Origin of the sequence: Sunxiuqinia elliptica (genome assembly GCF_900113005.1) — a bacterium.
Taxonomy (GTDB): domain Bacteria; phylum Bacteroidota; class Bacteroidia; order Bacteroidales; family Prolixibacteraceae; genus Sunxiuqinia; species Sunxiuqinia elliptica.
The window spans coordinates 111,905-125,898 of the sequence record NZ_FONW01000001.1 but is presented as its reverse complement, the minus strand read 5'-3'; the positions used below and the strand labels follow the sequence as shown (position 1 = coordinate 125,898).

8 protein-coding genes are annotated in these 13,994 nt (G+C 40.7%); all 8 read left to right on the top strand.

All coding sequences use genetic code 11. The features are described from left to right. The first annotated feature begins 8 nt into the window (after positions 1–8). The 8 genes from BM156_RS00480 (at position 9) to BM156_RS00445 (ending at position 13,970) form a co-directional block, all read left to right on the top strand. A complete protein-coding gene (locus BM156_RS00480; RefSeq protein WP_093917857.1) occupies positions 9–1,523 on the top strand; it encodes a RagB/SusD family nutrient uptake outer membrane protein in 1,515 nt (504 codons plus the stop codon). A gap of 93 nt (positions 1,524–1,616) precedes the next feature. Next, positions 1,617–3,065 carry an arylsulfatase gene (locus tag BM156_RS00475; RefSeq protein ID WP_212733378.1) on the top strand — a complete coding sequence of 483 codons (1,449 nt, stop codon included), beginning with the start codon at positions 1,617–1,619 and terminating at the stop codon, positions 3,063–3,065. Between the two features lie 5 nt (positions 3,066–3,070). Then, positions 3,071–5,800, top strand: a complete 2,730-nt coding sequence (locus BM156_RS00470) for a sugar-binding domain-containing protein (protein WP_093917856.1) — start codon at positions 3,071–3,073, stop codon at positions 5,798–5,800. A gap of 145 nt (positions 5,801–5,945) precedes the next feature. Next, positions 5,946–8,642, top strand: a complete 2,697-nt coding sequence (locus tag BM156_RS00465) for a glycoside hydrolase family 2 TIM barrel-domain containing protein (RefSeq protein ID WP_093917855.1) — start codon at positions 5,946–5,948, stop codon at positions 8,640–8,642. 189 nt (positions 8,643–8,831) lie between these two features. Beyond that, a complete protein-coding gene (locus tag BM156_RS00460; RefSeq protein WP_093917854.1) occupies positions 8,832–9,725 on the top strand; it encodes a carbohydrate kinase family protein in 894 nt (297 codons plus the stop codon). Positions 9,726–10,330: 605 nt separating this feature from the next. Further along, positions 10,331–11,887 (top strand): MATE family efflux transporter, encoded by a 1,557-nt coding sequence (locus BM156_RS00455; protein WP_093917853.1) that lies wholly within the window; start codon positions 10,331–10,333, stop codon positions 11,885–11,887. A 10-nt stretch (positions 11,888–11,897) separates the two neighbouring features. Then, positions 11,898–12,974, top strand: a complete 1,077-nt coding sequence (locus tag BM156_RS00450; protein WP_093917852.1) for a polysaccharide pyruvyl transferase family protein — start codon at positions 11,898–11,900, stop codon at positions 12,972–12,974. A gap of 33 nt (positions 12,975–13,007) precedes the next feature. After that, positions 13,008–13,970, top strand: coding sequence for a hypothetical protein (locus tag BM156_RS00445; RefSeq protein WP_093917851.1), 963 nt, complete (start codon positions 13,008–13,010; stop codon positions 13,968–13,970). Positions 13,971–13,994 lie beyond the last annotated feature (24 nt).

Below are 13,994 nucleotides of genomic sequence, written 5' to 3'. Positions count from 1 at the left end.
ACTGGAAAATGAAGAATATAGTTTACCTAATGGCCATGATTGTCGTAATCTTGGTTACTGGATGTGAGGACAACTTGGATCTTACGAATCCAAATCAAATAACTACAGACACCTTTTTTCAGACAGAGACCGATTTTGAACAAGCTTTGATTTCTGCATATGTGTCAGCAAAGAGTGGATTAGCGGGAGGATATACAGGAACTCGTTGTGTGATGTTGCGAATTGGACGTTCTGACGAGATTGAATTTAGAAATGATATTGGCGGAATTTATCAGGTTAGTCGTTTTACAAATGATCCAGATAATAAATGGGTGGCCTTCATGTTTAGCCAATGTTATAGAGGGATATACCGATGTAACTTGATAGAAGAAAAATTAGAAGAGAAAGAATTTTCGCAAGAGTTTAAGAATAAAATCTTGGGGGAAGCTTATTTCTTGAGAGGATTCTACTACCATATTTTGGCGCGTGAGTTTAAAGATGTTCCTATTCGTTTAGAAGCTTCGCAAGACCCAACCACCTTTCCTTTGGCAAAATCACCGCAATCAGAGGTTTATGCTCAGGCACTAGCTGATTTGAAGAAAGCAGAAGACTTATTGCCTGTGATTACCGATGCTGCCTCTGCAAAAGGTAAGCCTTCAAAAGGATCTGCGAAAGCCTTAGCTGGTCAAATCTATATCGAAATGAATGATTGGGACAATGCAAAAACGCAGTTGGAACCATTAACTAAAGCTCCATACGATTATGAATTGGTTGAGTATGGATGGAATTTTGATGAAGCGCATGAATACAATAAAGAGAGCGTTTTTGAAATTATATTTGATATGTCGGGTGGTACAAATAAATGGGGTGACGGTGAAGATGTAAATGCCACACAATCCAATACCATTGCCAAAGAGTATGCTGCTGCTGAAGTTGGTGGTTGGTTTGAGGCGGTACCAACTCAAGTCTTGATGGATGAATTTTGGAAAGAAAAAGACTTGGATGAAAATTTTGATATTCGTGCGCGAATGACTGTGGCATGGAACTATCCCGGATGTATGTATTATCTAAAACCGTTTACAGAGGTTTTTGCTCCCGAAAAACATGATTCGTATTGGTTTACCAAGTATCAAAATGCCTATACGCGAGAAAAAGAATTGGATCCGATGTCAGCGATAAATGAACGTTATATTCGCTACGCACATGTTATTTGCAATTTGGCAGAGGCTGAACTGGAGCTCGGAAATGCCGATGAAGCCATTGGCTATCTCAATCAAATCAGGCAGCGAGCTAACTTGGCTGAGTATTCCGGAGGAACGGATAAAGAGTCGCTTAAGGCAGAATTGATTCATCAAAAGTACATTGAGTTTGCAAAAGAAGGTGTTCGTTTTTATGACCTCCGTCGTTGGGGGATGCTGGAAGAAGCTCTTCAGAAGCAAGATCCAGTTAGAGCTCAAAACTTTAGTGAAAAGCATTTATACTTCCCAATTCCCAATAAGGAAGTGCAAAACAATCCACTTCTTGAACAGTCTACTGGTTGGTAGTAACTGAAAGTGAATGCTTAAAAATATGCAAGGAGACAATACTCCTTGCATATTTCTGGATGTGATCCATGTGGTATTGAAAACCTAAAATCAATGAGTAAAATGAATTTTTCAAGTTTGAATTTAATGCTGTGTATAGCTCCTTTGGTATTATCGTGTGAAGCACAGCAGGAAGTTCCAGATAAAAAGCCCAATATCCTTTTTCTTTTAGCTGATGATATGGGCTATGGAGAACTGGGAAGTTATGGGCAGCAACAAATAAAAACCCCGGTACTGGATAGTTTGGCTCAACAAGGAGTACGATTTACCAGTTTTTATGCGGGGTCTTCCGTATGCTCTCCTTCCCGTGCGGTACTAATGACCGGGAAACATGCGGGGCATGCGAGTATCCGGGGCAACAGCGGAATTTACCCTAACAATGTTTGGAAAAGGGTGGCATTAAAAAAGGATGAGCTAACCCTCGGAGAAATGATGCAAGGAGCCGGTTATCAAACCGCTTTTATTGGCAAGTGGCATTTGGATGATCCGAATGACGAATCAACCTGGGCGATGAACCGGGGATTTGATTATGCTATACAAGAACAATGGCCCTCCAGATTTGGCGGGAAAAATTATGATGAACTAGTCCATTGGATCAACATAGATCATGATTCCATTCGTTACGATCAGGAAGAATACGACTGTATCGATGAGTTTCGTACCAATTTTGTCTTGGATTATCTTGATCAAAAAGAAGATAATAAGCCCTTTTTTATAACCATGTCATATCGCATTCCTCATGGGCATGAGCGTTATACCCGAAATAAGGAATTGTATGCAGGTCAGGGCTGGCCGGAAACCGAGCGACGACATGCAGCACGTATTACTTTACTCGATAAACAAATAGGACGACTATTAAAGAAATTGGAGGAGACAGGCGAACTGGATAATACCGTGGTTTTCTTCACCAGCGATAATGGAGGACATCGGGAAGGTGGCCATGACCACCGTGTTTTTGATAGCTGTGGAGGATTGAAAGGTTATAAGCGAGACATGTATGAAGGGGGAATCCGTATACCAATGATTGCTTATTGGAAAGACAAAATTGAACAAGGTACGGTGTCTGAACATGTGGGATCCTTTCAGGATTTTATGCCAACCTTGGCGGCAATTGCGGGAATTGAGGCACCTCAGCAAACAGATGGAATATCTTTTTTACCAGAGTTGATAGGAGGTAACCAGCAAAAACACAGTTATTTGTATTGGGAACTACAAATTGATGGTTGGGGAACTAAACTTCCAGATGGTGGTTTTAGGCAAGCTGTACGTATTGGTAAATGGAAAGGAGTGAGGTATGGCGTTGAATCTCCTGTTGAACTCTATAATTTGGAAAAAGATCTATTTGAAACAAAGAACTTGGCAGGTGAGCATCCGGAACTTGTTGAACAGGTAAAAAAACTGTTTAAAGAGAGCAGGACCGATACTGAAGGATTTCCTTTTGGAGGTAAAGTCCAGAATTATGTGGCTGCAAAAAAGTATAAGGAGCGAACTGCTAAAAATTAGCGCCAATGAAAAAAGTAAGTTATTGGATAGTTATTTGTATTCTGGGATGCCTGTTTGCCTGCAGTCCCCAAAATGAAAATGTTTTAGTTGATTTGTCGGGAGAGTGGAACGTGCAGCTTGACCCGAATGATTTAGGACTAACAGAAAAATGGTTTGGAAAAGAGTTAAGCCATAGGATAAAACTTCCGGGAACTACAGACGAGGCAGGCTTGGGAGAACCAGAACAATACAAAGATCCTTATAACGCGCTCATACGCCCCCACTATTACGTAGGGAAAGCTTGGTATAAGCGAGAAATTGAAATTCCTAAAAACTGGGGTAACAAACATTTTGTATTATTTCTGGAACGTTGTCACTGGATTACGCAGGTGTGGGTTAACAACCAATACATAGGTTCTGAAAATAGTTTGAGTACGGCTCAGCAATACGATCTTACATCGTTTCTGAAACCCGGAAAACATACGTTAACCATTTGTGTAGACAATAACTATCCATTTAGCTTGGGAATGTTTGCTTCTTCTGTGTCTGAACACACGCAAAGCAACTGGAACGGAATTATTGGTCGCATAGAATTACAAGTTAAAGATCCCGTATACATGGATGATATACGTGTATATCCGGATGTCGCGAATAAACGGGCAAAAGTAACTTGTAAGGTCTACAACAAAACTGGTGTGGCAGTTGAAGGAAAAATTAAGCTAAGAACTGAGCTAAAAGAAAATGGGATAAAGGCTGGGAGCCAAATCCTTAATTTTAAGGTTGACGGTGGCGTGTCAACTATTGAGGGCTTTGTTCATATGGGAGATGATGTTCAGCTTTGGGATGAATTCTCACCCGTTCTATACCGTTTGAAAGCGGAATTGTCTGCTGGGAAATACAAAGATGTGGAGGCAACATCATTCGGAATGCGCGAGTTGGGTGTTGAGAACACCACATTCACCATTAACGGTAAACGCACCTATATGCGTGGAAACCTCGAGTGTTGTATCTTCCCTGAAACAGGTTATCCACCCATGACAATTGGTGGCTGGATGAACGTATTGAAAACCATGAAAAGCTATGGACTCAACCACATGCGTACACATTCGTGGTGTCCTCCTAAAGCAGCATTCGAAGCGGCAGATATTCTGGGGATGTATATCCAGGCTGAAGCTCCTCGTGCCAATGTGTATAATGACACGGTACGGGATAAATTCATTATGGACGAATTATTGCGAATTAATAAAGCCTATGGAAATAATCCATCTTTTATGTTCATGACTAGTGGCAACGAGTTAAGTCAACAAGGTCCTGATGAAGGGATTAATGCAGCGATGATAGCAAAGGCTAAGGAAGACGATAACCGTCATTTGTACTCCACAACTTCGGGCGGACATGGAATGGATCATAAGGTAAGCCGCTCAAAAGTAGATGAATACCGGGTTGGAGGACAAAGGGGATTTCAAACACCGGGTACCGCAGAAGACCACAGCGAATATTACAGCAACTACAGATTTGCTTCTATTACCCACGAAGTTGGTCAACATGCCGTTTATCCAAATATTCATGAAATTCCCAAATATACCGGTGTGTTAAAGCCTGTTAACCTGGAAGCAATAAAAAGAGATTTAGAAGAAAAAGGAATGCTTGATCTGGCATCTCAATTTACAAGTGCAACAGCAAAATTTTCTGCAATTCTATATAAAGAGGAGATCGAAGTCTTAATGAGAAGTGAAGGTAATGCTGGCTTTCAACTACTTTCTTTGCAAGATTATCCGGGTCAGGGAACGGCACATGTTGGTTTATTTGATGCATTTTGGGCTAACAAAGGAGGAATTACGAAGGAGGAATTTCGTAAGTTTTGCAGTCCTGTAACTCCTTTGTTACGAATGGAGAAAAGAACCTATGCTTCCAATGAAAATTTTGTTGCCGAAGCTGAGATCCTGAACTACGGACCAGCATCCTTAAAACAGGCTAAGCCAGTTTGGACAATACACAACGAAGCCGGTGAAATTCTTAAACAAGGAAATTTCGGACTACAGGATATTCCGCAAGGCGAACGTGTTTCTTTGGGCGATATAAATGTTGATTTATCGTTTGTAAAAAAGGCAGCCAAGCTTATTGTATCTGTCGAAGTTGAAGGTACGGAATACCTCAATAATTGGGATATTTGGTGCTATCCTGAAGCCGAGGCAAAGGTCTGGCCACAAAGTTTGGTCGTTCGGAACACCTTGGATGAAAAAGCAATAGATGCACTTAAAAAAGGTGAAAATGTTTTGTTGTTGTCTGCCAAAGAAAACCTGAGCAATTGCCTTGAGGGAAATCCTAAAACCGTTTTTTGGAGTCCGACCTGGTTCTGGACAAAGCCTAGAGGAGGTAATACAACTATGGGGATTCTTTGTGACCCAAAACATCCTGTTTTTGAGGATTTTCCCACAGAATATCATAGCAACTGGCAATGGTGGAGTTTGCAGGAAATGTCGAATTCCATTATTTTGGATACACTGGGCACTAATGTACAACCCATTATTCGTGTGATTGATCATTATGGACGAAATCATAAATTGGCAACGCTGTTTGAATGTAAAGTTGGAAAAGGAAAATTGATGGTTTGTAGCATGGATATTGAAACAAAACTCGCTGAACGACCAGAAGCAGGGCAATTGAGAAATTCAATAATTGAATACTTGATTAGTGATAAATTTAACCCGACACAACAACTTGACTTGATGGAGTTAAAATCATTGTTTAAATAGTTGTTGTTCCAATGAAAGTAAGATTAACGGCAAATGGATAATCGAAAATGGACAGCCAAAGTCGACTTGTTTTTTTATTAAAGTTAAACATAGACCTGACTTTATTGATTATTAACTGTCAGGTGATAAAATAGTAATTTAAAGAATGAAGCAGAGGAGATGGTTTTTGAAATGGGTCACCTTATGTGTGTTATCCATTGTTTCAGTTGGAGTTTCGGCTCAATGGCCGGGAGAGTCAATCGAGGTTCGTTCCAGAGACTATTCGCACGCAGGTTTTTATAAAGCTGGAAGTGAAGGGCGAACCGTATATAATTTCAATGTTGGTTGGCGATTTTTCAAAGGCGATATGGAAAATGCTTGGCAAGCGGACTTTGATGATTCATCATGGGAGCTGGTCAGTGTTCCACATGGTTTGGAGCTGTTGCCTGAAGAGGCAAGCGGTGGAATAAATTACCAGGGAGTAGCCTGGTACCGGAAGCAGTTTCGACTAACTGATGAGCAGGCCGGTAAGAAGTTATTTGTCCATTTTGAAGCCATTATGGGCAAGTCAAAAGTTTGGATAAACGGTAAGTTTGTTAAGTCTCATTTTGGCGGTTTCTTGCCATCCATTGTGGATGTAACAGATTATATTGAGTTTGGAAAAGATAATGTTATTGCTGTTATGGCCGACAACAGTGACGACCCGGACTATCCGCCAGGAAAGCCACAGGAAACAATGGATTTCGCCTACTTTGGGGGTATCTATCGGGATGTTTGGCTGGTTGAAACAAATCCTGTTCACATTACCAATCCTAATTTTTCGGATGTGGTAGCTGGAGGCGGTGTTTTTGTGCATTACGAAAATCTTTCTGAAAAGCAGGTAGCAGTCGTTGTTGAAACGCATGTTTTGAATGAGTCGGGGCGGAAGCAAACCGTAAAACTGGAATCGGTTATACGAGATGAAGCGGATAAAGCTGTTGGTAAAACCCAAAGCAGCCTGACAATGAAAGCCGGTGAAAGCCGAACGGTTAAGCAGAAAATTATTGTTGACAATCCGCAGCTTTGGCATCCCGATCATCCAAATTTATATCAGCTGGATTCTCGTGTTTTGGGGCGTTCTTCAGGTGCGATTGATGCAGTCCGAACTCGTATTGGTATTCGAAAAATTGAATTTCGGGGAAGAGATGGCCTGTATATTAATAATAAACCTTTTGAAGATAAGTTGATTGGAGGCAATCGGCATCAGGATTTTGCTTATGTGGGGAATGCCATCTCAAATAACATGCACTGGCGCGATGTTCAAAAATTACGTGAAGCCGGATTTCGGGTGATTCGCTCTGCTCATTATCCTCAGGATCCTGCTTTTATGGATGCTTGTGATGAGTTAGGCATGCTGGTTATTGTAGCGACTCCTGGTTGGCAGTTTTACAACAAAAAGCCAATCTTTAGCGAACGTGTTTACAGCGATATCCGCAATATGATCCGTCGTGACCGTAACCATCCAAGTGTTATGCTTTGGGAGCCAATCCTGAACGAAACACATTATCCCAAAGAATTTGCGCAAACAGTTCATAACATTGTACACGAGGAATTTCCTTATCAGGGAGCTTATACGGCAGCTGATTTGTCGCCATCACATCCCGAAACAACCGAAATATTCGATGTCGTTTTTGCTCACCCTCGTGATGAATATGAAATGGAGCAGTCGGTGTTTACCCGCGAATGGGGCGATAATGTGGATGACTGGTCATCACACAACTCAACTAGCCGGATGCCGCTTAGTTGGGGCGAAGCACCTCAGTTGATCCAAGCCAATCACTATGCCAAACCCGATTATCCGTTTTCATGTATTGACCGGTTGTATAAAACACCTCGACAGCATGTTGGCGGCACCATGTGGCACTCGTTCGACCACCAGCGGGGCTACCATCCCGATCCTTTTTGGGGCGGTATCATGGATGCGTTCCGGCAGCCCAAATACGCTTGGTACATGTTCCGCAGCCAGCGTGAGCCGCAACTGGAAGTTCCCAATGTAGCCAATGGGCCAATGGTTTATATTGCGAATGAGCTTTCGCCTTTTTCAAGTAAAGACATTACTGTTTATACCAACTGTGACGAGGTTCGGCTAACGGTATTTGGGAAAGAAGTTGGAACGCAAAAGGCTGGAAATGATGAACCGGGTATTAAACATCCAATTGTCGTTTTTGAGGATGCTTTCGATTTCATGGAAGAAAAGAAATTACATCGGGCTCGAAAGTTTGATCAAGCAACCGTTGTCGCCGAAGGAGTTATAGATGGAAAGGTGGTAACAACCAGCACCCGTATGCCAGCCCGTCGAAAAACACGTATTGTATTAAAGGTTGATCATGCTGGTGCGCCTTTGCAAGCTGATGGATCTGACCTGCTCTCCGTCGTTGCTTTTGTTGAGGACGATCGAGGTAATGTCAAGCGTTTATGTGAAGATGAGATCTATTTTGAAGTTAGTGGGGAAGGCAGCTTGGTTGGTGATGCGACTATTGGCGCCAATCCGCGCCGGGTTGAATGGGGGACAGCTCCTGCATTGATTCGCTCAACCACTACTCCGGGGAAAATAACCATTGTTGCAAAACCTGCATTTGGAGGTATTAATCGTCTCGAAAAAGGTGAGTTGGTTATCGAAAGCATTCCTGCGAATATGTCGTTTATCTATAATGAGCAGCCGGCAGCAAAAGTTGGGCAAACAACCCGAACAAGTTCCAATGATGTTGAACCAGCTGAAGTGAAAGAATTAAAACAAAAGTTAGAAGAAACCCAGCGTGAGTTGAATCAGTTGAAGCTAAAAGAGATTGAACGTCAGCAAGAAGAATTTGAAGGACTCGATTAATCATTACTCTGCTTGAGCCTTTATTGGAAGCGGGAATACCAACATTCATAGAAGGGTATTCCCGTTTTTCTATTTAAAACCGGAAGAAAGCCTATAGCAGTGGTTGAATCGATGATCCTATATAACAGGAGCAGAGATTGAGTAATTCAGGGGAGGATAGCTATATTTGAGAAACTCAAAACGAAAGCCGTGAAAGTCAGAAGTAAAAAAAATCTCTGTTTTGGTGAAGTTCTCTGGGACCGATTACCTTCAGGAGCAAAGCCGGGAGGTGCTCCGATGAATGTCGCTTTGCATTTAAATGCAATTGGAAAGGATGCCGTAATTGCAAGTCGTGTAGGTGCTGACCAGCCAGGAGAGGAGTTAAAGACCTTTTTGAAACAAAGTGGCTTGAGTTGTGAGTTAATCCAACTGGATGATGAACTTCCAACAAGTGAGGTGCTAGTGCATCTGGATGAAAAGAATAATGCAAGCTATGAAATTTGTGAGCCGGTAGCTTGGGATAATATTGAAAGGACAAGCCTATTAGAGAAAACAGCGAATCAAGCTGGACTTCTGATTTTTGGTTCTTTAGCTTCGCGCAATGAAACAACTCGTAATACGCTGATGAGTTTACTGCAACCTGATATCTTAAAGTTAATTGATGTAAACCTTCGGAAGCCGTATGATCGAAAAGAGCTTGTAGAACCTTTACTACGGAAGGCCGATATTATCAAGCTGAATGACGATGAGTTGAAGGTGTTTGCCAATTGGTTTGATCAACATCATTTAAAAGAAGAAGAACTTTTGACTTGGTTGGCACAGCGCTATGGTACACAGCTGATTTGTGTAACTAAAGGAGCGGATGGTGCGACCCTGTGGGCTGAAGGGGATTGCTATCAGCATCCGGGCTATCGTGTGGAAACGGTAGATACAGTAGGTGCCGGAGATGCTTTTCTTGCGGGTTTGGTGTCTGCCTTATTGGATGGAGAGAACTATCCTACGGCTTTAGCCTTTGCTTGCGCGACAGGTGCTTTTGTCGCCTCAAAATCGGGAGCTACTCCTGCTTATAACTTAGATGAAGTTCGTTCTCTGATGACCTCATAAGACATTGAATGGGTAATAACCCTCATTACTGGGAGTACAACTTTAATTTCAACATCCTGATCCATACTTTTTTATCTTTTTTTAGTCGGGGGATGACTTTGTCAAAGCTTTTCTCTTTATGTATTCTATTGTTATTTGATCAGTATTTACAGGCCTTTTAGAAGATGCGGTTTGTATTTACGTGAAATTACCCATTGTTTTATAACACATCTCAAAGGATATTTGGAAGTACAAAAAAGCTACTGGAATGCCATGAAGACAACAAGTCTAAATTGGGAGTCAGGTAGCGAAGCTGTATGCATTTATTACTTATAAGTAACGATGTGTGTAGCATGCTTAGCAGACGATTCAAATCTTAACTATATAAATAGGTAGGCTACTAATTAGTGATAATTGGGAGGCACGAAGCGAAGCTATAGACTGTTAGGCGTTTTTTTGTATTGGTGTTGTTACAGTATTGGTTTAGTGAGGCTATTTCGAATTGCTATTTGCGGTTCCGCAAGAAGTTAAGTGGATTTTTCTGTTAAAACTTCTCGTCTCAAAGTCATTACAACTAATCGTTTGTAACACCCTGACTTTAACTTCCAATTTATTTAAAAGATATTATGCAACCTGCCAAACGAGTAGCAGTTAATACCGGCATTCTGTATGCCAGGATGGCTATAACTGTTTTTATCTCGCTCTATGCAACCCGACTGGTTTTAGCTGCCTTGGGTGCCGAAGATTATGGTATTTTTAATGTTGTAGGAGGCTCTATTGCGATGCTTGCCTTTTTAAACAGTGCAATGGCTTCTGCAACACAGCGGTTTATGTCCTATGCCCAGGGTGAAGAAGATAAGGATAAGCAGAAGAAGATATTCAATGTAAGTATTCTCATTCACTTGATTATAGGTTTTATCCTCATCATTTTATTGGAAGTTTTGGGGTATTTCCTATTTGAAGGGGTCTTAAATATAGATCAGACTAGGATGGATGAGGCCAAGCTTATTTATCATTTTTTGGTCATAAGCACCTTTGTCAAAGTGATTTCAGTACCTTATGATGCGGTTGTCAATGCTCATGAGAACATGCTTTTTGTGGCGATTCTCGGTATTATTGAAGCTTTTGCGAAGTTGGGGATAGCCTTTTATGTAACTTATACAAACCAAGATAAGTTAGCCAGCTATGGTTTTTTAATGGCTGGCTTAGCGATTTTTCTGTTGTTAATCCTTCGAGTATATTGTCATAGAAAGTATGATGAAGTAGAGATAAAGCCAAAACGCTATTACGATAAAAGCTTGTTTAAAGAGATGACCAGTTTTGCTGGTTGGAGCTTATTGAATAGTGCTTCTAGTATTATTACAATGCAGGGAATGTCTATTGTTTTGAATTCATTCTTCGGAGTTATCGTAAATGCTGCTCAAGGTATCGCTAACCAGATAGCGGGTCAGCTTATGGCATTTTCGAATACGATGTTGAAGGCACTAAACCCTGTTTTGGTAAAGAGTGAAGGGGGAAAGAGAAGACGAGAAATGATCAACATAACTATGACGGGGTCGAAATTCTCCTTTTTCCTGCTTGCTTTTTTTGCTATTCCAAGTATTTTGGAGATGCCTTATATTTTGGGAGCATGGTTGAAGGAGGTGCCGGAATGGGCAATCTTATTCTGTCGATTAGAGTTAGTTCGTAATCTCATAAATCAACTTATGGTTGTGCTCCAGAGTGGAATTGGAGCCGAGGGTAGAGTTAAAAATTTCTCTATCGTCAGAAGCATCTCTTATTTCTTACCACTTCCCTTGGCAATTTTATTCTTTTCCTTGGGTTTCCCTCCCTATTTTATGTACATAGCTTGGATATTCTGTTGGAGTATTATGGGGGTCGTTATTGTCGTTTACTTCGCTAATAAGAACTATGGGTTGTCCGTTCGGGAATATATCTTCAATGTACTGTTGCCTTGTTTCTACTTGTTTGGGATCACAATGGGAGGAGGATATCTCGTTTTATCGATTTTACCGAGTAGTTTCATCCGCTTGATTTTAGTGGTGACTTCAACAAGCCTTCTTTTTGCTTTGTCATTTTGGTTTATATCAATAAACTCAAAAGAAAGAGAGCTACTTATCGGTGTAGGAGGTAAATTGCTTCAAAAGTTTATAAAGAGAGAAAAGCAAGTTGTATCGAATTAAAAGTAATCAGATGAAAAATCCTAAAATAGGAATTCTTACCCTTCCTTTTAATAGTAACTATGGCGGAATTCTTCAGGCCTATGCTTTAATCCATTACTTGAAAGGTTGTGGGTATAATACTTATCATATTTATCGGGACTTTCCGGAAAAAAACAAACTGACACAGATTGCAAAAGATCTTATTAAGTTTATGATCGGAAGAACAAAAAAAAAGCGGGTTAAAGGGCGTTACACCTCAAGTTTTTTCAAAGAATATGTTGCTCCGCGCTCGCATCGGATCCGAACTTTGTCTGATTTGAAAAGATTGAAGGATTATCAGTTTTCTACGGTAATCGTTGGAAGTGATCAGGTTTGGAGGAAAGCGTGTATTTATGGAGATCTGAAAATGAACTACTTTCTGGATTTTGTTGGTCCCAATACAAATCGAGTTGCTTATGCGGCTTCTTTCGGTATCGATGAGTGGCAATATGATGACACTGAAACAAAAGAGATACGAAGAGAAGTGGAGAAATTTCAGGCAATCTCAGTTCGTGAGCGGTCGGGAGTTGATTTGTGTGAGAAATATTGGGGATTAAGAGCTGAGCATGTGATTGATCCGGTAATGTTATTGTCGGTGGATGATTACAGTAAAATGATCGAGAAAGATGACTTGCCAGATAATTCGAATGAGTGTTTTGTATATACTTTAGATGTTTCAGCAGAGAAAGATGAAATTGTTTCTAATGTTTCGCAGAAACTGGGTTTTTCAACCTATTCTATCGATTCTAATCGAAAAGTAAAACCTCGAGTTTCAGAATGGCTTAAAGGGTTTCATGATGCAAAATTTGTAGTTACAGATTCATTTCATGGATGCGTTTTCTCAATTCTTTTTAACAAACCTTTTTTGGTAATTGCAAATAAAGAGAGAGGAATAGCACGTTTTTCATCTGTATTAAATGATTTTGGTTTATTAGACCGGATGATTTATTCCAAAGAAGAGAATTATGAAAAGATTGTTTCAGAACAAATTGATTGGGAAGCAGTGAATAGTATCCTTGCCGAAAAACGCAAAGCAGCTCACCATTTTTTAGTAAATGCAATTAAATAGTCTATTCCCCTTTTTTTGTCCAAACAATTCATTATGAATAGTATTATGATCGTTGGCCTTACTGCTCTTCAAAAAGTTTATGCTTATACCCCATGGAGTCGTAAGTTGAGTCGACCAGAAAGTTTGAACGATCCAGATGAGGTAGCTGAAATCATTCAGCAGAAACTGTTGGATGATAGTCCATGCATGATTGCAAGGTTTGGTGCTAACGAGTTGGCAACTTTGGTCAATTGGCTTGGAATAAGCGAGCATAGAAACAGATACCTTTCATTTATAAAGAATGAATCTCCTGCTTGGTGGTGGAATCAAAACATTATAAGCAAAATGCATGAAGGGGCAGGTTTCTTTCCTGTAGAGACTGATTCTCTTGAGAAGTTTTGCCATCTAATGATGGAGGATATGCCTTTGGTTGATGTTCTTGGTTCATGGCTGCCGGGTGAGCATTATTTTAAAAGAGAATTAAAAGATGCTGTTAGGGTGCAATTGTTGACGTTGGATCCATACTGGAGTCAAATTCCATGGACGAAGGCGCTGGCAGGAAAGAAAGTCTTAGTTATACATCCTTTTACAGAAACAATTCAGAAACAATATAAAAAGAGGGAGTTGCTTTTTGAAAACGAACTTTTACCTGAGTTTGAGCTTTTAACGATTCGGGCAGTGCAAAGTATTGCGGGGACAAAGACACCATTCTCTGATTGGTTTGAGGCATTAAATTATATGAAGCGAAAGATAGATGAGACAGATTTTGATGTTTGTATAATTGGGGCAGGAGCCTACGGTTTTCCATTGGCTGCTCATGTTAAACGACTGGGGAAGAAAAGTTTTCATATTGGAGGAAGCCTGCAGCTTTTATTTGGCATAAGAGGAAAAAGGTGGGAACAAGGCTATCATGATGTGTATGACTATGCAGGGCTCGTAAATCAACATTGGGTTAGCCCCGGGAGTGAGGAAAAACCAGCCAATGCAGATGTCGTTGAAGGAGGATGCTATTGGTAAATGAGTTTAGCTGTTCCTGTTGGG

Coding starts and splice junctions, on each gene's coding strand:
- BM156_RS00455 (WP_093917853.1), top strand. CDS start 10,331: ATGCAACCTGCCAAACGAGTAGCAGTTAATACCGGCATTCTGTATGCC.
- BM156_RS00445 (WP_093917851.1), top strand. CDS start 13,008: ATGAATAGTATTATGATCGTTGGCCTTACTGCTCTTCAAAAAGTTTAT.
- BM156_RS00470 (WP_093917856.1), top strand. CDS start 3,071: ATGAAAAAAGTAAGTTATTGGATAGTTATTTGTATTCTGGGATGCCTG.
- BM156_RS00450 (WP_093917852.1), top strand. CDS start 11,898: ATGAAAAATCCTAAAATAGGAATTCTTACCCTTCCTTTTAATAGTAAC.
- BM156_RS00480 (WP_093917857.1), top strand. CDS start 9: ATGAAGAATATAGTTTACCTAATGGCCATGATTGTCGTAATCTTGGTT.
- BM156_RS00475 (WP_212733378.1), top strand. CDS start 1,617: ATGAGTAAAATGAATTTTTCAAGTTTGAATTTAATGCTGTGTATAGCT.
- BM156_RS00465 (WP_093917855.1), top strand. CDS start 5,946: ATGAAGCAGAGGAGATGGTTTTTGAAATGGGTCACCTTATGTGTGTTA.